This is a genomic window from Gottfriedia sp. S16(2024) (assembly GCF_050473765.1).
In the GTDB taxonomy this organism is placed as follows: Bacteria; Bacillota; Bacilli; order Bacillales; family Bacillaceae_G; genus Gottfriedia.
This window is the reverse complement of the sequence record NZ_JBFLUO010000001.1, coordinates 2,625,459-2,643,712: the sequence shown is the minus strand read 5'-3', so window position 1 is coordinate 2,643,712 and position 18,254 is coordinate 2,625,459. Positions and strand designations below refer to the sequence as shown.

18 protein-coding genes, 1 pseudogene and 1 riboswitch are annotated in these 18,254 nt (G+C 34.0%); of the genes and pseudogenes, 5 read left to right on the top strand and 14 right to left on the bottom strand.

Annotation, left to right across the window (positions count from 1 at the left end):
• Positions 1-304: 304 nt before the first annotated feature.
• Positions 305-1,450, bottom strand: coding sequence for a Glu/Leu/Phe/Val family dehydrogenase (locus AB1282_RS12385; RefSeq protein ID WP_429899192.1), 1,146 nt, complete (start codon positions 1,448-1,450; stop codon positions 305-307).
• 77 nt (positions 1,451-1,527) lie between these two features.
• Positions 1,528-2,955, bottom strand: a complete 1,428-nt coding sequence (locus AB1282_RS12380) for an amino acid permease (protein WP_429899191.1) — start codon at positions 2,953-2,955, stop codon at positions 1,528-1,530.
• A 647-nt stretch (positions 2,956-3,602) separates the two neighbouring features.
• On the opposite strand from AB1282_RS12380, the gene AB1282_RS12375 reads away from it, so the two are divergent.
• Complete coding sequence (locus AB1282_RS12375; RefSeq protein ID WP_429899190.1) at positions 3,603-4,790, top strand: Ger(x)C family spore germination protein; 1,188 nt, start codon at positions 3,603-3,605, stop codon at positions 4,788-4,790.
• A 693-nt stretch (positions 4,791-5,483) separates the two neighbouring features.
• On the opposite strand, the gene AB1282_RS12370 is transcribed toward AB1282_RS12375, so the two are convergent.
• From AB1282_RS12370 to AB1282_RS12350, 5 genes are all read right to left on the bottom strand, one after another.
• Positions 5,484-6,191, bottom strand: a complete 708-nt coding sequence (locus AB1282_RS12370; protein WP_429899189.1) for a hypothetical protein — start codon at positions 6,189-6,191, stop codon at positions 5,484-5,486.
• A 337-nt stretch (positions 6,192-6,528) separates the two neighbouring features.
• The gene (locus tag AB1282_RS12365) at positions 6,529-7,518 is read right to left on the bottom strand and encodes an aldo/keto reductase (protein ID WP_429899188.1); all 990 of its coding nucleotides are present in this window, start codon (positions 7,516-7,518) and stop codon (positions 6,529-6,531) included.
• A 48-nt stretch (positions 7,519-7,566) separates the two neighbouring features.
• Positions 7,567-8,151, bottom strand: a complete 585-nt coding sequence (locus tag AB1282_RS12360; RefSeq protein WP_390312621.1) for a histidine phosphatase family protein — start codon at positions 8,149-8,151, stop codon at positions 7,567-7,569.
• Positions 8,152-8,415: 264 nt separating this feature from the next.
• Entirely contained in the window at positions 8,416-9,372 is a 957-nt protein-coding gene (locus tag AB1282_RS12355; protein WP_429899187.1) for an ATP-grasp domain-containing protein, read from the bottom strand.
• Positions 9,373-9,387: 15 nt separating this feature from the next.
• Positions 9,388-10,437 carry an LLM class flavin-dependent oxidoreductase gene (locus AB1282_RS12350; RefSeq protein WP_429899186.1) on the bottom strand — a complete coding sequence of 350 codons (1,050 nt, stop codon included), beginning with the start codon at positions 10,435-10,437 and terminating at the stop codon, positions 9,388-9,390.
• A 155-nt stretch (positions 10,438-10,592) separates the two neighbouring features.
• Positions 10,593-10,699: riboswitch (SAM riboswitch) on the bottom strand.
• A gap of 196 nt (positions 10,700-10,895) precedes the next feature.
• On the opposite strand from AB1282_RS12350, the pseudogene AB1282_RS12345 reads away from it, so the two are divergent.
• Positions 10,896-11,003: pseudogene (locus tag AB1282_RS12345) on the top strand (cupin domain-containing protein); the annotation flags it as partial.
• A 239-nt stretch (positions 11,004-11,242) separates the two neighbouring features.
• On the opposite strand, the gene AB1282_RS12340 reads toward AB1282_RS12345, so the two are convergent.
• The 5 genes from AB1282_RS12340 to AB1282_RS12320 form a co-directional block, all read right to left on the bottom strand.
• Positions 11,243-12,007, bottom strand: coding sequence for an ABC transporter permease (locus AB1282_RS12340; RefSeq protein WP_429899185.1), 765 nt, complete (start codon positions 12,005-12,007; stop codon positions 11,243-11,245).
• 2 nt (positions 12,008-12,009) lie between these two features.
• Positions 12,010-12,768: an ABC transporter ATP-binding protein gene (locus AB1282_RS12335; protein ID WP_056473788.1), complete on the bottom strand. Its 759-nt coding sequence runs from the start codon at positions 12,766-12,768 to the stop codon at positions 12,010-12,012.
• Between the two features lie 100 nt (positions 12,769-12,868).
• Positions 12,869-13,213 carry a DUF1048 domain-containing protein gene (locus AB1282_RS12330; protein ID WP_056473786.1) on the bottom strand — a complete coding sequence of 115 codons (345 nt, stop codon included), beginning with the start codon at positions 13,211-13,213 and terminating at the stop codon, positions 12,869-12,871.
• Positions 13,214-13,231: 18 nt separating this feature from the next.
• On the bottom strand, positions 13,232-13,609 hold the full coding sequence (locus AB1282_RS12325) for a DUF1048 domain-containing protein (RefSeq protein WP_056473784.1): 378 nt from the start codon (positions 13,607-13,609) through the stop codon (positions 13,232-13,234).
• A gap of 2 nt (positions 13,610-13,611) precedes the next feature.
• Complete coding sequence (locus tag AB1282_RS12320) at positions 13,612-13,935, bottom strand: PadR family transcriptional regulator (RefSeq protein WP_056473783.1); 324 nt, start codon at positions 13,933-13,935, stop codon at positions 13,612-13,614.
• Positions 13,936-14,556: 621 nt separating this feature from the next.
• Between AB1282_RS12320 and AB1282_RS12315 the strand changes: the two genes are divergently transcribed.
• The 3 genes from AB1282_RS12315 to AB1282_RS12305 all read left to right on the top strand — a co-directional run bounded on the left by AB1282_RS12315 (position 14,557) and on the right by AB1282_RS12305 (position 16,270).
• Positions 14,557-14,715 (top strand): hypothetical protein, encoded by a 159-nt coding sequence (locus AB1282_RS12315; protein WP_156339709.1) that lies wholly within the window; start codon positions 14,557-14,559, stop codon positions 14,713-14,715.
• A 311-nt stretch (positions 14,716-15,026) separates the two neighbouring features.
• Positions 15,027-15,290, top strand: a complete 264-nt coding sequence (locus AB1282_RS12310; protein ID WP_335473489.1) for an ArsR/SmtB family transcription factor — start codon at positions 15,027-15,029, stop codon at positions 15,288-15,290.
• A gap of 29 nt (positions 15,291-15,319) precedes the next feature.
• A complete protein-coding gene (locus AB1282_RS12305) occupies positions 15,320-16,270 on the top strand; it encodes a cation diffusion facilitator family transporter (protein ID WP_056473779.1) in 951 nt (316 codons plus the stop codon).
• Between the two features lie 140 nt (positions 16,271-16,410).
• On the opposite strand, the gene AB1282_RS12300 is transcribed toward AB1282_RS12305, so the two are convergent.
• Positions 16,411-16,800, bottom strand: a complete 390-nt coding sequence (locus tag AB1282_RS12300; protein WP_056473777.1) for a YidH family protein — start codon at positions 16,798-16,800, stop codon at positions 16,411-16,413.
• Positions 16,801-16,849: 49 nt separating this feature from the next.
• Positions 16,850-18,121: an MFS transporter gene (locus tag AB1282_RS12295; protein WP_429899184.1), complete on the bottom strand. Its 1,272-nt coding sequence runs from the start codon at positions 18,119-18,121 to the stop codon at positions 16,850-16,852.
• Positions 18,122-18,254: the final 133 nt, after the last annotated feature.

Below are 18,254 nucleotides of genomic sequence, written 5' to 3'. Positions count from 1 at the left end.
GCATGTAATAAGAAAACTCAAGGTATGTTTGACCTTCATTTCCGTTATACTCTTTATAATGCAAAACTCATGCCAACTTAGAAAATCCTATTATTATTAAACCTTTGCTATATTTACGGATCTAATTAGTGAAAAATAAAAGTAAAACCCACTCAAAACCGTCATTTTTAACTCATAAAAATATTTGCTACAAAAGTGAATCTATTAATCTAGTTCATAAATAAAAAGAGCTATCGAAATAGCTTATAAATGTTAAAAACCCACAAAGAAATCTTTGTGAGTTTTAAGTATTATTTAACTTCTTTTAACACTCTATCAAATCTCTAACTGTGGGCTCAAACAGTTCACAAGCAATATCTCTTTGATATCGTTTTTGCTTTTTAGCTTCTGTAAACAAGTTAAAAGTATTCTTTCTGCTTAATCTTTCTATATCATCAATAACTGCCTGAGGTTCAGGTTTCACTAATCCAAAAATAACTGCATCATAAAATCTAATTGCTCCTAAGTTCGCTACAAAGTCATTTACCACATCAATCCCTCTTTGTTTGATGATCCGGTCACCCTCCGCAGAGATTGGGATATTTGCAGCCTCTACAATTAAACTACCCTTCACTTGATTAGCGTTTGATACATTAATAACATCCTCTAAAGCTGCCGGAATCAAGATGTCACAATCTACCTCAAGCCATTCAGTGTTACTTCTTACCACATAGTTCGGTTCAAAAAACTCCCGACTCATTTCTCCATGTGAATTTTTGTGGTCAATTAATTTTTGAACATCTAACCCCTCTTCACACGTAACTAGTAGATTTGCATCCGATATGCCGACGATTTTATAGCCTAACTGTGATAATTTCAACGCACAGCTTGCTCCTACACAGCCAAATCCTTGGATAACTACTTTCGCTTCTTTATTTACACCTTTAAACTTCCATGCTTCATCCGCGCAAAATGCAACACCGTAGCCTGTTACAGCATCATTTAAAAGGAAACAATCTATTTTAGTAGAAAGCAGATTATTAAAATCTTTTATTCCATTTTGAACACTTGCATCCTCCTTCATCGATTTTGTTAAAGGTATTCCTACATTGAATTCATCAAATACTCTTAGTACGTCCTCATACTTCGTACCTAAATCACTACCTAAAGAAACTCCTGCTTCTACATATGGCATCATCGCAATCAAAAATCTTCTTAATACGTCATATGCATCCGGGGCTTTATAATCATAAGCAATACCAGCTTTACATCCACCTGTAGTGATACTTTCTGAAGCCATATATTTATAAGCCATTGCCTCTGCCAAACGTTCTACTTCTTCCCTTGTCACTGTTGGATGCATTCTTGTCCCACCACCAGCATACCCTTTGACAAAGTTATGTACCACTAACCACCCTTTTGCATCTGTTTCACTATCATTCCACTCTACAACTAGGTAAGGTTTTTTCATTCTTAATAGCCTCCTTTTTAGATCATGTCTTATATTGGATTACTTGTGTTAGTATCTAAAAGTTGTTTGTATACTGATCAAATACTCTGTTGAGTCCGTATATCTCCGTGTTTTTTCTTCATGCCAATCTTACCTTTATTTTTTCCATGACGTAAAAAGTAATAAAGATAACTTACACCCATAAAGCCTAAACCACCCATTAAGGAAGAGCGTTGAGTAGGATCAAAAGCCATAAATACTATGGATATTCCACATAAAACAAGACATAGAATAGGTATTAATGGGAATAGTGGAACTTTGTACTTTAAGTCCTTAACATTTCCACCATTTTTAATAAATTGTCTTCTAAAGTTATATTGCGACAAGGCAATTGCCATCCAACTGAATGTACCAGCTAGTCCAGTTACAGACAGCAGAACGACAAAAACTGTTTGTGCAGATACTACACTAGTAAGTAATGATACTAATGCAAAAAGAAGACTAAACAATACTGCATTAAACGGGACACCACGAGAATTTACTTTACCTAAAGCTTTAGGTGCCATTCCGCTTTTGGAAAGTGACCAAAGCATCCGAGAACATACATATAATCCCGAATTACCTACAGATAGCAAAGCCGTTAAAATAACTAGATTCATAATATCAGCTGCGTACGGAATCCCTACGCTATCAAATACTGCAACAAATGGACTTTCTACTACTCCTGCATGTCTCCACGGAATCAAAGCAGCTAAAACTAAAATGGCTAACACATAAAAAATTAGAACACGAAAAATGATACTTCTTATTGCTTTCGGAAGAGTCTTTTCTGGTGCTTCACTTTCACCAGCTGCAATTCCAACAACTTCTGCACCCTGAAATGCAAATACTACTGCCATCATAGTTGAAAATATAGCTGAAAACCCATGCGGGAAAAGCCCACCATCTTTTGTAAAATTAGTAAACAAAGGTGCTGAACTCCCTTTATGACCAAACCCAAATATAGTTGCTGCTCCAATCAGTATAAAAGCTATAACTGCAAATACTTTAATTCCCGCAAACCAAAACTCTGCCTCTGCATAACCTTTTACACTAAGAATATTTAAACCTAACAACAGAACGATAAACACAAGACACCAGATCCAAACAGGTACATGTGGAAACCATCTTTGCATCAATATTCCGGCCGCAGTGAATTCTAATCCAACTGTTGTTGCCCAACTCAGCCAATACATCCAGCCAATCGTAAACCCAGTACCAGGACCTATGTACTTTGTAGCATAAGTCTTAAATGAACCTGTAACTGGCATTGTAATAGATAGTTCACCTAAACAAACCATTACAAGATACATCACCAATCCACCGAATAAATAGGCAACAACCGCTCCCCCTGGACCAGCTTGATTAATCGTTAGACCTGACCCTAAAAATAAACCTGTACCGATTACTCCTCCGAGTGAAATCATGAACAAATGCCGACTTTTCATGGAACGTTGTAACTGACCTTTTTCATTAGTAGAATCCATAAATGCCCCACCTTTATTTTAGAATATTCAGAAAAAACAAAACGTAATAAGAGAAAAAATAGAACTACTAAAATAGAATAAACCTTTATAAACATTTACAATTTCTGATAATCTCAAAAATCGCCACAGAACTAAACAGATTGCTCTTACTCAACATACAATCTAAATAGTGAAAATGAATAAGAAATTAAAATCTTCTAAAACACCTCCTATTTCTGCCCATCTAAAATCGGAAATAACTTTCTCCTCTTCTCACTATTCTTAAGCAAAATTCATGCCAACAAAAAAAACACGAATAAACCAACCTATTAGCCATTCTTTAAATCTAAAAACAACTGATTTATTTTAAAATCTACTCAATTCATTTATTTTAGACTCAATTACATTTTTTAAAAAGGGTCTTTTCTCATTAAGATCATTTTATTTACTTAAATAATCAATCTCAAATTCTATCCAATTAGTACAGCAGGATTGCAGAAAATTTTTAAAAAAATTTAGTTACGGGAAAATTTAATGCTTCGAATTTTGGAAAATGGTACATTGAATTGCAAAAAAATGGAAAAGTATAATATGAAACAGAACTCTTTGTGGAATATTGCTTTTTAAATTTTATAATTACAAAAAGGCCAAGATATTGGAGAAAAAATGTGAAAAAGAAATTTTTTATTTCATTTCTTATTGTAAGTATGCTTTTAGGTGGTTGCTCTAACTATAAAGAATTAAATCAAGTATCGATTGTCGTTGCAATGGGAATTGATTACTTCCCAAAAGAAAAAAAATATCATGTAATCACTCAAATTTTTAATCCTAGTGCAATTGCAACTGCAACACAGTCAGGTTCGCAAGCTGTTCCAGTAATTGCGATAGATGAAAAAGGTAAAACCATTTCAGAAGCTGTACGAAATGTGTCTAAGAAAGGATCTCGTCAAAATATATATTCTCATGTTGCTCTTGTCATAATAGGAGAAACATTAGCAAAAGAAAAATCATTGAATTATATTTTCGATGTATTTGAAAGAGATTCTAAAATTCGTGTAAATATTCCAGTTATTATTGCAAGAAATAAAAGTGTTGATGAAATAATGGATAACTTAGCATCACTTGATAAAATATCTGCAAAATCAATTGTAGGTAAAATTAAAAATACATCAGCTCTTTTAGGTGAAAATCAAGAAACATTAATGCGTGAGGCAATTTCTGCAATTTCTAGTAGTGGAAGAGAACCAGTAATAAATGGCGTGAGCTTAGAAAATGAAAGTGAAACATCACAAACTCTTGAAAATGCTAATAAAGTCAATTCTAGTTATGATAAGATAAATGGCATAGGGATTTTTAGAGATGGAAAATTAGTTGGCTGGCTAGATGGACCACCGGCAAAATCAATACAAATTATTGATAATCTGATCAAAGAAACGAATGTGCAAATACCATGCAATAAAAAAGATTATGATTCGATGGAGCTTACTCGGGTAAAATCTAAAACGGAAATTAAAATCAAGGGTAATATTCCAATTATAAATATAAATATCAAATCAATTGGCCATATTGACGAGGTTTTTTGTAATGCCAATTTCGATAAAGCAAAAACTCTCAATAAATATGAAAGATCAGCTGAAAATGTTATAAAACAATCAATAGAAAAAGGGATTTCTGAAGTAAAAAAACTCGGTGGAGATGCATTTGGATTTGGTGAAAAATTATACATGGTTAATCCAAAAATTTATAAAAAATATGAGGGTAATTGGAATGATACATTTAAAAAAGCAAAAGTTACAATAAGTGTCGACGTTCAAATTAATGATGTCGGAATGAGAAGGAAAACTTATCCTTATTAGGAGGTTGTCTATTTAGACAACCTTTTCTAGTTCAAAAATCAACAATTAAATATAACATAGTCTTTAAATTTAATTTCTTACTCCTTTTATTAAAAATAAAAATCCCAAAAAGATTTGGTATTCCCTTTTAAAAATCTATCTCCTTGCATTGTTATGATGAGGTTTTATTAATAGATCTCTACTAGTCATAACGGACATAGTATCACACTAAGAATTTATTTCTTATATCCAAGAAATTTGTAGATATTTCCCGGGAATTTGTAAAAAATTGATATAAAATCCAATATCCAAAGTATTATTTTAAGCTGAAATAAACATATATCAGTTGAATTTTCATTCTACTGGTGAGTAAGAGTTCATTTTCATAATAATCTAACTACCCAATTAACTTATATCTCTAAAAATCCGATACCGATCGGATATCGCATAGCGATACATTCGTTCAGTTATATGTTACTTTTTTTATTTCAAAGGACATCTATCGTTCAGAGACTTTTTTGTATCGCGTACGAATTTTCCCTATTAAAAAAACTTTTAAATTAATTGCTATTTGTATCGGCCAACGATACGAAACAAAAAAGCCGATACATCCTTGTGGAAGTATCGGCCTGAAAGTACTTATTAAAGTGTTCATTTTCAAAAGTTTTAATCAAATTTTTACAAGATTAGCAAAAAAAAATTTTAATAGATCCTTTATTTTCTAAATAAAGAGAAAAGCCATCCCCATTTTTCTTTAGGCTTCTGTATCACAACTTCTAAACGTTTATTAAAATTATCCTGTGATTGCCACTCTATTCTCTGTTCATCTCGGATGTTTTGTATTTCTTCTTGTAAAAAATCCATTTTTTGTTTTTCTTGTTCCAGTAATGTCTCGTATTGGATTTTTTGTTGTTCGGCTAATTTTTCAATTTTGGTATTAGTTTTGTTGGATGAATTTCCAATATTTGCACTTATATCATGATGGTCTTGTTGAAGCCTTGAAACTGCCGTTTTAAGTTCTGACATATCATTTTTCAGTTGAACATTCATTTCACGTGCAGCTGCGAGTTCACTGACTAAAAACCTTAAAAACTCTTTTAATTGATTTGGGTCATGTGGAAAATTTTCATATGTATCAGATATCGCAATTTGTGTTTCATCGAAACCTTCTAATCTTTCTTTTTGTTGAAATACGAGGTCTTTTGCAGTATCTTCCAGGGGCTTTTCTGAATCGCGTAACGCTATAAGCACTCTAATATCAGATTGAACAAATATACGCCGATCTCCATCTTTCAAGAACTCATATCCATTTCGCTCTAAGATTTGGCCATACTTTCGAACAGTAGGTGCTGCAATACCCAGTTCTTCTGCGACTTCCTTGGAAGAAAAAGCTCGTTCATTCGGTTGTATATCACTTCGCATAACGGACCTCCTTTTTAACAAATATGAAGGATTTTTCGGCATATTGCAACATATATCACCATGATACAAAAAAACATGTGATGATTTCCTACTTCAATCGTTTTTTAGTGTAGCGCTCTTACAAAAGCATTTTCCAATTAAAAGGTTGGAAACGGTACAGTTTGAACAGTTGATTTATGAATTGTACTACAAGTAAGTCTTAGAAAAGCAATATGCACGATATATATACTAAGTCATACTTTATAATCTAGAGCTTTTGATAGTGGAAAGTACCAAAAAAACCCCCTTTTCACACTTAAGGAAAGTAGGGGATCAACACATTATACTAAAATTGACATTAATTAGCGCCTAAAGCACCAACTACCGGATGTGGAACATAAGGCTCTTCCAAATACGCAACTTCTTCAGTCGACAATTTAACTGACAAAGCCCCCACTGAATCTTCAAGATGAGATGTTTTAGTAGCTCCAATAATAGGCGCACTAACTGGTTCTTTCTGCAGTAACCAAGCAAGAGCAATGTTTGATTTTGTTACTCCATGTTTTTCAGCAATCTCTGCAACTCGCTCCACAACAAGTCTGTCTGTATTTTCAGTTGCACCATATTTAGATTTTTGAGTTTCATCCGTTTCAGATCTTAGCGTCGTATTTGACCAATCACGTGTCAATCTTCCTGATGCAAGTGGGCTATATGGAATTACGCCGATTTTTTCTTCCTTACAAAGAGGCAGCATCTCCCTTTCCTCTTCACGGTATATGAGGTTGAGATGATTTTGCATTGAGACAAATTTGGTCCATCCATTTTTCTCTGCAACATGTAAAGCCTTCAAAAACTGCCAAGCATACATAGCAGAAGCACCGATATATCTTACCTTACCAGCCTTCACTAAATCATGAAGTGCCTCCATTGTTTCTTCGATTGGTGTGTTATAATCCCAACGATGGATTTGATATAAATCCACATAATCTGTTCCAAGGCGCTTAAGACTTTTATCAATTTCACTCATAATATGCTTTCGGGAAAGTCCGGAACCGTTCGGACCTTTGTGCATAGGGAAATAAACCTTCGTAGCTAGTACTATTTCATCTCGATTGGCATAATCTTTTAAAGCTCTACCAACAAATTCTTCACTAGTACCATCTGAATAGACATTCGCCGTATCAAAAAAGTTGATACCTAGGTCTAGTGCTTTTTTAATAATTGTACGGCTGCTCTCCTCATCGATTACCCATGGATGGATCCAACGTTTTGCATCTCCAAATCCCATACAGCCAAGGCAAAGTCTAGATATTTCTAATCCTGTATTCCCAAGCTTTGTATATTCCATTTTAATTTCCTCACTTTCAAAAATATGTAATCTATTAATCTTATAAAACTATACTTGGACTACATCACTAAAATTATGATTGATAATCTCAACTAATTTAAATTCCCTCTTCTCATATTCAAACTTCAAAATGCAACAATTTCCAATTCGATTTTGTTGTGTGATAGAGCTTTTGTGTTCCCAGTACCTCATAAAATTTCTCAATGCTGCTCCGTGTGAAACAGCTAATACCACTTCATTATCTTCATCCATTATTTTTTGACATGTAGTAGCAATTCGTTGTTGCAATTCTTTTTGGTCTTCTCCGCCAAACTTAACAAAAAAGTCACCATAAGGTAGTGGTGGATTTAAATCTTCACTTTCACCTTCAAACGTTCCAAAATTCCATTCTTTTAATCCTTTTAATCTTGTATACGGTAATTCTGTCACGATTTCTAACGTATCACTCGCTCTTTCTGATGTAGAACAATAGGCATGATCGAAAATAATATTTTGTTCTTTAAAATACTTTGCAGCAGCCTCTGCCTGTTTAATTCCTAATTCTGTTAGTGGTGAGTCACACCAACCTTGAATTTTCCTTCTTTTATTAAATAATGTTTGCCCATGTCTCATTAAATAAAAAGTCTTTTTCATTTGTATCCCCCTTTTTGAGTCTTAAAAGTACATTTTAAAAATCAGGTGGTTCGAATTCATTTGACCTTTTATATCCTCAAAACTTAATAACAACTTACAATCTTATATTATCAATATATTAATTTTAATCGTTAGCATATTCCTCTCAAATAATTGCCTATTACTCTTAGTTCAAGAAAAAATTTAACAAACTGAACACAAAAAAGCCCAAACCTTTGTTACGTGTAGGTCTGAGCTTTTTACCGTTATTCTAAATAGATTTTCTTAAGACTTTGCTGCTGTAGTGTATTTTTCTTCCAAAGTCTTCTTTAAAAATGAAGCTAATTCGAGCATTCCGAATTTTCCAGCTTTTTCTTCTGCATCTGAGTTATAGTTGGTGTTTGTATTGATATCATAAGTAAAAATTGTACCTTCAGCATTTCTGATAAATTCGATTCCTGCAACTTGGACATTATTTTTAGCTAGAACCTCTTTATATTTATCAATAATTTCGTCCTCGAAGCCTTCAATGATTTGGAACTTAGGTTTCTCTTCTACTTCTTCTCCTACTGGGCAGAATAAATCACCAATTTGGCACGCATCAGCTGGGCAAAGTTCAAAACCTTCCGAAGTATCAACTTTAACTGCATAAACAAAGTTTCCTCCTACAAATTCACAACGAGTGATGTAGCTCTCAGGTGATTGGATGTATTCCTGAATCAGTGTAATTCCATCAACGGGTTCTTCAAAAGTCGATCCTTCCACATAAGCCTTTAAAGCTTCGATACTATGGAATAGTTGAACCCCTAATCCTTTACCAGCACGATTATGTTTCGTAATAAATGACTGTCCAGCAAAGATATTAGCTGCCTTAATAATGTTTTGTTTTCCAACTGCTGCGATCGTTTTAGGAGTCTTCACACCATACTTGTTTAGCTCTAAATATTGTAAAACCTTACTAACTTCTAGCTTCAAGGCATTCGTTCCATTCAACACCGTACGACCATGAGCTTCAAGCCAAGCTAATACTTGACCAGTAAATTCGGCTGCAAAACGATGATCACGTGTATGAGAGGAAGCACTCATTCGGCTATAAAAGATCCCTTCTGGTGGTGCAGTTGATAAATCTACCGTACCTTCGTCTAAATGCCATTCCTCATAAGGAACTCCAAGCTCCTCTAATCTTTTTGTTAAATGCACAGTCCACTCACTATTTTCATGAATTACGTATACTTTGCTCATCTTTAAATCCCCTTTCTAGTTCTTTACTAAACTACGTTTTTGTTCTACTAATGGCATAACTTGTTTTGAAAAGCGTTCCATTTCCTCAAGTTGAGGTGAAAATTGTAATAATAATAAGTCTAGGCCAGCTTCTTCAAATTGTAAAATTCGGTCTGCAATTTGCTCTGGTGTTCCTACTAGATTCGGTCTAAGACCACGATTTGAAACTGAGTAATCTTGTAATTGGATTTGTTGTTCTAATTGTGATTTTGTAGTGAAGTCTTTAAAGCCTGCATACCCGCTTGAATCTTTCACAGTCGTAATATTTTCTAGCTCAGCCAAAGCCTCTTCTTCTGTATCTCTACAAATAATATAAGCGGCCATACCGAAAGAACTTAATGGTTCATTTCCTGTTTGTTCACGACGCACCTTCATATCTGTTACTTTCTGATTAATTTCTTCAACTGTTCCACCGTGCATCACATATGCGTCGCACTTTTCTACAATCGTTTGCTTTCCTTTTTCACTTTCTCCGCCTGCATATAGAATCGGATTTGGTCTTTGAACTGGTTTTGGAGCAAGCTTTGTATCCTTTAAGTCGTAATATTTACCTGAATAATTGAACGTTTCTTCTGTCCATAAGCCTTTAAGAACATCAATAAACTCCTCTGTCCGAGCATAACGCTCATCATGTTCTGTAAAAATACCGCCATATTGACGAGCTTCTTCTGCCCACCATGCAGAAACGACGTTTAGCGTAAAACGGCCGTTACTGATTTGATCAATATTAGCAGCCATTTTTGCTGTTACTGCAGGATTATGAAAACCTGGACGAATCGCAGTCATAATTTCGATTTTTTCCGTCACTGCAGCAAGTGCCGCTGCTGTTGACCAAGCTTCAAGTGAATCATGCTCCGGCCCTTTAATGTCGTTTAAATATAATTCAGCTATTAAAGTAGTCGAGTATCCCCATTTTTCAGCCGATTGAATGACCTCTTTAGCATATTCAAATGTTGGTGGCATTCTTTCGTCATCCACATTACGTAACCATCCTCCAAAAATCGGTAACCAAAAACCATATTTCATTTCTATTCTCTCCTTTATCATTAAAATTGTCTAGTTTTCGCATTGGTTAAGTTGGGTTTATATTTAATATAATTCAGTTATGTTTAACCTCCAACGTAAATAAATAAAAAAAAGCCTCTTTCATTCAGAAAGAGGCATCAAAAACAATTGTTTTCGACTTATCTATCAGAATGATTTCATTCTGCAGGAAGTGGCACCTTTTCTTAATAAGGAGGTTGCCGGACGTCATAGGGCCTGATCCCTCGGTCACTCTCGATAAGTTTGTGTTATGTAATTTCATTAACTGAATCATAAATCCTAGTAAACAGATTGTCAATAAAGGGATTTAAATATTTTTACAAAGATAGCGCTTTCATTGTTGTATTTGTTAGAAAAAATAAAATTTTATAATTATTTATTTTAAAAAGGAATTAACAATATTACGAAGTATTTAATACATCGTTCCAGTTCCCTTTAGGCATGGTGCTACAAAGGATAGTTGGTTTGAACACATTGCAATAACTTCAGGTACACCAGAGTGGTTGGCCCCTGTTTCAGATGAAGAATATGAAACTTTGACTAATTAAACTTTAAAAACTAGCGCAAAAAATAATCTTTATTACAGAGGGATTTTAAAAAATAGTCGATAATCTAAATACATTTTCATCAATTTTAATATATTATATTAAGCATTTACTTTTTTACCAAAATTTACCTTTTCGAAAGAGAAACTTAGGTTTCTCTTTTTTTATTTAATATCTTTGAAAATATAAACCAAGAAAAAAGTACAGACTGAAATAATCCCCCAACCTGTACTACGCCATTTTTATTTCATTCGTTTTTTATATACCTTCATCGAAATCATATAAAACAATATCCCAATTCCCACTAACCATAACACTGCTGTTACAATCGTACCATAATCCGGCTGACCAGCTAAAAGGGAACGCACACTTTCGGCGATTGGGGTCATTGGCTGATTTTCTGCAAAAGCACGAAGCTTGTTACCCATATTATTTGTTGGGACAAAGGCAGAACTTACAAACATTAAGCCCATTAGTAGATAAGAGAACACGCTCGCACCTTCATACGATTTTGACATTAGCCCGCATGCTACTGCTATCCAAGTGAAAGAAAATACGGTAAGCAGGATCATACCAGCTGCTAATAGCCATTCCACGAAATTAGCGTGAGGACGGAATCCCATGATAAAAGAAATGAGAATCACGGCAGCAACTGATAAAATGTTTAATATTAAAGTTGAGATGACATGCCCTCCCAATATCGATGATTTAGCGATTGGCATGGAATGAAATCGATCAAAGATACCTCTAGTCATGTCTGTGTTCACTCGAACTGCTGTATATGAAATCCCCATTCCAATACACATAAGCAACACACCTGGAACGATAAAATTCACATAATCTACTTTATCCATTGTCATGGCACTACCGAAAATATAGACAAAAGCAAGCATTAGCATAATCGGCATGAGAATTGTTGTGATAATTGTGTCAATACTTCTTAGTGAATGCTTCATCACCCGACTGCTCATTGTAATTGTATCGCTGAAAAAATGGTTTCCACTCATTACTATTCTCCTTTCTTTCCGGTAACAGCGAGGAAAATTTCCTCAAGGTTCGGTTGCTTTTCTACGTATTCCACTTTTTTAGGTGGAAGAATTGCTTTTAATTCATCCAATGTTCCTTGAACGAGAATCTTTCCTTCATGTAAAATCGCAATACGGTCTGCTAGTTGTTCGGCTTCTTCTAAATATTGAGTAGTGAGAAAAACGGTAATACCAGCTTTCGCCATATCACGAATCACTTCCCACAAAGCTAAACGTGCTTCAGGATCAAGTCCAACTGAAGGCTCATCAAGAAAAACAAGTTCAGGTGACCCAAGTACTGTCATTGCTAAATCCAAGCGTCGTTTCATACCGCCTGAATAAGTAGCAAGAGCACGATTACCAGCTTCGACTAAATCAAAGCGACGTAGACTTTCTTCTACTGCTTCTTTCCGATTAGGCAAATGGCGAAGTTTTGCTACTAGCTCGAGGTTTTCGCGCCCTGTCAAAATATCATCTACTGCAACGTTTTGTCCGGTTAGGCTGATTTTCTCACGTACTTGTTGTGGGTTTGTTTGAAGGTTGGCATTACAAACTTCAATTTCACCCTGATCTGCTTGCGATAGTGTAGTCAAAATTTTTATAATAGTTGTTTTACCGGCACCATTTGACCCAAGTAAAGCGAAAACACTGCCTTTTTCCACTTCAAAATCTACACCCTTGAGAACCTCAATTTCTTTGAAGGATTTTTTCAGTCCTTTCACTGAAATTGCTGTACTATTCATAATTATTTCCCTCCCATATATGAAGTTGAAGGCGCGTTCTCAACAGCGTAGTAGCGCCTGCAACTGTTTTTTCTATATTGAATGACAATTAATCTAGCGCTTATTTTTTCTTACCCACACGATCTAGAACGCTTTTGTTCAAATTATTGCGTAACTTATCATCCCATCTTTTCGCTTGATCGGTAAGCCCATTAGCGAATGCTGTCAAGTCTTCACCTGTCAATTCCAATACGTCTTTGCCATCTGCCGCACCATCTTCAAACAAATCAATGAGATCATATTGGATTCTCAGCATATCCATGCCACTTCCAGAGGCGAAACTCCACATATAGTTACAGATTGTTTTGTATGCTTCTGAGTAGTTTTCAGGCAAAGCTTCCACACGCGCCATCATTTCTTTGTATTCTTTTTTGTCATCAAGTATCTTTTTGATAAAATTTATCATGATTTTTAGCCCCCTAATTTATTTTTTATTCGTCCAAATTTTTACTTGCTGCTCAACTCTACTCTCAATGTCTTTTTTCAAATCTACTTGCCCTCCAAATATACTCGCTGATTCTCCATCTAATTTTGAAAGAGCCATTAATTCGTCAGCAAATGCCGCCACGTCTTCACCGGTAACATCTAGTACATGCTTGCCTTCTGCTGAACTTGCTTCAAACAGTTCATACAAATTGATGATTTCTTCACCAAATCCATAACCGAAATTCCACATGTATTTTTGAATCTTTTTAAACACAAAAGCGTAATCGCTCGGTAGAGAATTGACTTTTTTCATAAATGCTTTATATTCTTTCTTGCTTTCTAAATCGCCAATGATTAGCTCTATAAATTTCTTCATAATTACTTCTCCCCTTTTAGGATATTTATTTTTGATGAAACAAAGTCCCATTTTTTCCAAAATTGCTGTAATTCCTCAAGTCCAGCTTCGGTTAATGAATAAAACTTTCGAGGTGGACCCATTTCAGAACGTTTTTTCTCAATATTTACTAATTCTTTCTTTTCGAGCCTTATCAAAATTGTGTAGACCGTACCTTCGACAACCTCTGTAAAACCTAGATCATTAAGGAGACGCGTAATTTCATAGCCGTAAGTATCACCTCGACTAATGATTTCCAGTACACAACCTTCTAATGAACCTTTGAGCATTTCTGTTAAATTTTCCATTGCTTACACCTCCTCTATTCGTTGGTTAAATTAGTTTTCGGTCTATATTGAATAGATAAAACCGTTTTTCAAGCTAATTAGTAATACAGATATTCAGTCTCACTTAGTACCGGATAAAAAAATATCTAAAATAGCCAATGGATCAAGGATTTCAAATGATAATTTTTACATGAACTCTTTTCAGCTATCTAGCGTGACTGATATTCAGTGTTACTTAGTAATAGTATATTGTATTACTAAGTAGAGAAAATGTGAACCATTTTATAAAAAAAATTTTATAAACATTTCCTACTATTTAGTATTACAGATATTCAGTATTACTTAATACCATTACATAGTAACACTAAGTAGTGCTAATTATCAAGTTGTTAAAAAAAATTAAAGTTGTTTTGTTTTACCAATTAAAGTGAATGGTAATGTAAACGAATCAAAGAGGCATTTATTAACTAACTACTTACATGGCGTATATCTAAATGTTATCAACTTCTTACATATTATTGAAGATAGGGCTTTGCAAAAGTAATCCACCGTTTGAATACAGGCTCAATGAGAGGGCATTCTAACTATTGTTGAAATTTTAGTATTAAATTTTCACTAACATATAATAGGAGGAAAATACTTATGACACAACATCAGCATTCTCATAAAACAGGTGAACCAGTAATGGAAACAGGTCATTATATTGACGCAGATGGCGAACATATTGAATTAAAAGCAGGACAAACATTCCCAAATTGTCCTTCATCTGGTCATCCAACAAGTTGGAAACACGAGCAATAATATATTATAAAAAGATAGCACTAAAATGCTATCTTTTTTATACGGACAGAAATAAAAATAAGTTATACAGATCAACTGTACTTTTGAAGTAAAGGATTATTCTTCCTGTTATAAAATGTTGTGGAGATCACAAAAATAGAAATAGAAAAACATTTGACTTATATGAATATATGCTCATATAATAATGTTATATATATGAATAGATGCTCATATATACACGTGTATAATTTGACAGAAAAATGGAGGAACTCTATTTGACGAATGAAAATATTCAACCATGCGAACAACATCTCGATGAAGAAACAGTGTTCATGGTATCTCAAACATTTAAAGCTTTAAGTGACCCTACTAGAATACGGATCTTAAATTTATTATGTACGAAAGAACATTCCGTAAATGAGATTGCAGACATTTTAGATTTGGGTCAATCGACAGTTTCACATCAATTGCGATTTTTAAAAAATTTACGACTAGTCAAGTTTAGACGTGAAGGTACTACACTCTTCTATTCACATGACGATGACCACATTATGAATTTATTAAAACAGTCAATTGAGCATGCTACACATACCTAAAATGACATTTTTAAATAGGGGGAATGAAAATGGGGCATAATCATGAACATACTCATACCCACAATACAAATAAAAAAGTATTACTAATTTCATTTATCATTATTACAGGGTATATGATTATTGAGGCAATTGGCGGTTATCTAACGAATAGTCTTGCACTATTATCGGATGCTGGTCATATGTTAAGTGATTCAATCTCCCTAGCAATCGCGTTAGTCGCATTTAAATTAGGTGAAAAAGCCGCAAGCAAAAGTAAAACATTTGGCTATAAACGATTCGAAATACTTGCAGCAGTATTAAATGGTGTCACGTTAATTTTGATTGCACTCTATATATTCTACGAGTCGATCAATCGTTTCACAAATCCACCTAAAATAGCCTCAACGGATATGCTAATAATCAGTGTAATTGGTTTATTAGTCAATATACTGGTGGCCTGGATTATGATGCGTGGTGCAGACACCGAAGAAAATATAAATATGCGCGGTGCTTATTTACATGTCTTAAGTGATATGCTTGGTTCAGTTGGTGCGATTATTGCTGCATTATTAATGATTTTCTTTGGGTGGGGATGGGCAGATCCGTTGGCGAGCGTGATTGTAGCCGCTTTAGTACTGAGAAGTGGTTATTATGTCACAAAAGCCTCTATTCATGTGTTGATGGAAGGAACACCAAAAGAAGTCAATCTAAACGAAGTGATTCAATTAATAGAAAAAACAGATGGGATTCAAAGCGTACATGATTTACATCTTTGGACGATTACAAGTGGTCTAAATGCCCTTTCTTGTCACGCTGTGGTGGATGATCAATTAACAATTGAAGAAAGCGAAATAATTTTACGTAAAATTGAACATGACCTCGAACATAAAGGTATTATGCATGTCACAATTCAATTAGAAACTGCTGCTCATAAACACGATAATTCCATACTTTGTCAAATAAAGAATGAACCATCCGCTCATCATCATCATCATCATTAATAAAACTAATCTTATTGATAAACAAGTGATTTAGGTGACTATATTATTTTTTTACAAATTCTTTTTTTAACAGCATGAAAAAAATGATCCTCTTGTAGAAGATCATTTTTTTTAGTTCTTGATAACAATGCTTATAAAATTTAAAACAAGCCCCAAACATCTAAATAATACGCACCGAAAATAAGAAAAATAAGGATTGAAGCTATCGATAAATAAACAACCAAGATCCTTGAAAATTTAAACGTCTGATTATTAATATCATTTCCCTTGATAAAATAACTGATCGTTGAAATGATTAAAGCAAAAATTCCAACTATAATCGATGATAATCCAATGATTTTTGATAATACGCCTCCTATATTTGCATTAGAAGCCAGAGTTGAAAAATGAAGATTAGTGATTAAAAAACCAACCCCCATAATGGTTATACTTGTTCTTACCCAAGCAAGATAAGTTCTTTCATTTGCTAAATGCTGTTGTATATATTTAGAATCAATTGTTTCTTTCTGCTTTTCTAATGCATTATTCATATACATACCTCTGTTTCTATATCTTTCTTCAATATAACCTCGACTCTCATTAAAGGTTCACTAACTTATTATCCTTTCTTGTTGATACTTGTTTATTTCGGTTTCCAAAAAGGAATATTAATAGCGCTGCAATTACCATCGCAATTGACATTCCATAAATTGCGATGCTATATCCATCTGCTGCATTTGCACCAGAATTTTGAATAAGTTTCCCAAAAATAATCGGAGTAATAATTCCCGATGAAGTCATTATTCCAAAATACGTTCCTGTCATAACACCTCTTTGCTGTGGAAGTATACTAACTACAATAGCTGGACTAAGTGTGTTTACAGTAATCACCAGTGTATTTACTAATGAAAGTACGATGATAATTGAACCCGACCCATTCATTAGTGGATATAATAAGTACAAAATCCCTGCTAGTAAAACACTGATAGCAGAAAATAAAATGCGCGATTTCCATAAACTATGTGTTTTTTTGTATAAACGATCTGAAATAATCGATAGTACGATTGCTAAAATAGCCCCAATTAATCCAGAAATAGCAATAACCGATGCTGACTGTTGTTCAGATAACCCCTTTACTTTTATTAAATACGAAGGATTAAACGTAAGTCCAAAGACAATGAAGGAGTAAGCAATAAATGCAATTAAAGTTGTAAAGATGAAAATAGGAGATCGTAAAGCTTTCCAAACATCTTTTCTATTATTCTCTTTTATGTTTTCCATCGTACTAACTTCTTCTTCAAAAGTAACAGTTGGTTTCATTCTTCCTAACCAAAGCCAACAAATGAACCAGACAAAGCTAAAAATGCCAGAAATAAAAAATGCTTGTCTCCAACCATAATTTGATATTAGGGAAACGATAATAGGAGCTGTAACAGCTATTCCAACAACATTTCCAAAATTAATGATGGATATGGCTAACCCACGTGATTCTGGCTTAAACCAATTACTAATATGACTAATTGCAGTTGCCAGAAATGCGCCTTCTCCTGCACCTAATAGTAATCTACTGATAATTAGAACCGGTAGACTTGATGCAAACAAAGCCAAAGATTGTGCGATTGTCCAAACAATTGCCATAATAGCAAGTGATTTACCAGTACCAATACGATCTGATAATGAGCCACCTATTATTCCAAATATTGAAAATAACCAAAAAAAGCTACTACCTAAAATACCAAACTCGGTAGAGGTTAAGTTCAAATCTTTCGTAATATGAATTCCAGCTAAACCTAAAATTGATTTGTCAGCAAAATTAATAATAGCCATAATAAAAAGTGAAAATAATATGATCCATTTCGCCAAGCTTTTCATCCAAACTCCTGCCTCTCAACAAATCTATCCTTTTTCGCTAATCCTTAGTAAACATACTTTTGGAAAAACATCTGCACAATCTATATTTTTTCCTACATGATTGAGCAGATGCTTTTTTTTAAAATTGAATCAT

What these genes read in the sequence shown, in the direction of transcription:
- AB1282_RS12365 (WP_429899188.1), bottom strand. Translation starts at nt 7,518, where the DNA reads ATGGAATATACAAAGCTTGGGAATACAGGATTAGAAATATCTAGACTT.
- AB1282_RS12370 (WP_429899189.1), bottom strand. Translation starts at nt 6,191, where the DNA reads ATGCGAAGTGATATACAACCGAATGAACGAGCTTTTTCTTCCAAGGAA.
- AB1282_RS12325 (WP_056473784.1), bottom strand. Translation starts at nt 13,609, where the DNA reads ATGAAGAAATTTATAGAGCTAATCATTGGCGATTTAGAAAGCAAGAAA.
- AB1282_RS12295 (WP_429899184.1), bottom strand. Translation starts at nt 18,121, where the DNA reads ATGAAAAGCTTGGCGAAATGGATCATATTATTTTCACTTTTTATTATG.
- AB1282_RS12310 (WP_335473489.1), top strand. Translation starts at nt 15,027, where the DNA reads ATGGTATCTCAAACATTTAAAGCTTTAAGTGACCCTACTAGAATACGG.
- AB1282_RS12360 (WP_390312621.1), bottom strand. Translation starts at nt 8,151, where the DNA reads ATGAAAAAGACTTTTTATTTAATGAGACATGGGCAAACATTATTTAAT.
- AB1282_RS12340 (WP_429899185.1), bottom strand. Translation starts at nt 12,007, where the DNA reads ATGAGTGGAAACCATTTTTTCAGCGATACAATTACAATGAGCAGTCGG.
- AB1282_RS12355 (WP_429899187.1), bottom strand. Translation starts at nt 9,372, where the DNA reads ATGAGCAAAGTATACGTAATTCATGAAAATAGTGAGTGGACTGTGCAT.
- AB1282_RS12320 (WP_056473783.1), bottom strand. Translation starts at nt 13,935, where the DNA reads ATGGAAAATTTAACAGAAATGCTCAAAGGTTCATTAGAAGGTTGTGTA.
- AB1282_RS12330 (WP_056473786.1), bottom strand. Translation starts at nt 13,213, where the DNA reads ATGATAAATTTTATCAAAAAGATACTTGATGACAAAAAAGAATACAAA.
- AB1282_RS12335 (WP_056473788.1), bottom strand. Translation starts at nt 12,768, where the DNA reads ATGAATAGTACAGCAATTTCAGTGAAAGGACTGAAAAAATCCTTCAAA.
- AB1282_RS12350 (WP_429899186.1), bottom strand. Translation starts at nt 10,437, where the DNA reads ATGAAATATGGTTTTTGGTTACCGATTTTTGGAGGATGGTTACGTAAT.
- AB1282_RS12300 (WP_056473777.1), bottom strand. Translation starts at nt 16,800, where the DNA reads ATGAATAATGCATTAGAAAAGCAGAAAGAAACAATTGATTCTAAATAT.
- AB1282_RS12380 (WP_429899191.1), bottom strand. Translation starts at nt 2,955, where the DNA reads ATGGATTCTACTAATGAAAAAGGTCAGTTACAACGTTCCATGAAAAGT.
- AB1282_RS12305 (WP_056473779.1), top strand. Translation starts at nt 15,320, where the DNA reads ATGGGGCATAATCATGAACATACTCATACCCACAATACAAATAAAAAA.
- AB1282_RS12315 (WP_156339709.1), top strand. Translation starts at nt 14,557, where the DNA reads ATGACACAACATCAGCATTCTCATAAAACAGGTGAACCAGTAATGGAA.
- AB1282_RS12385 (WP_429899192.1), bottom strand. Translation starts at nt 1,450, where the DNA reads ATGAAAAAACCTTACCTAGTTGTAGAGTGGAATGATAGTGAAACAGAT.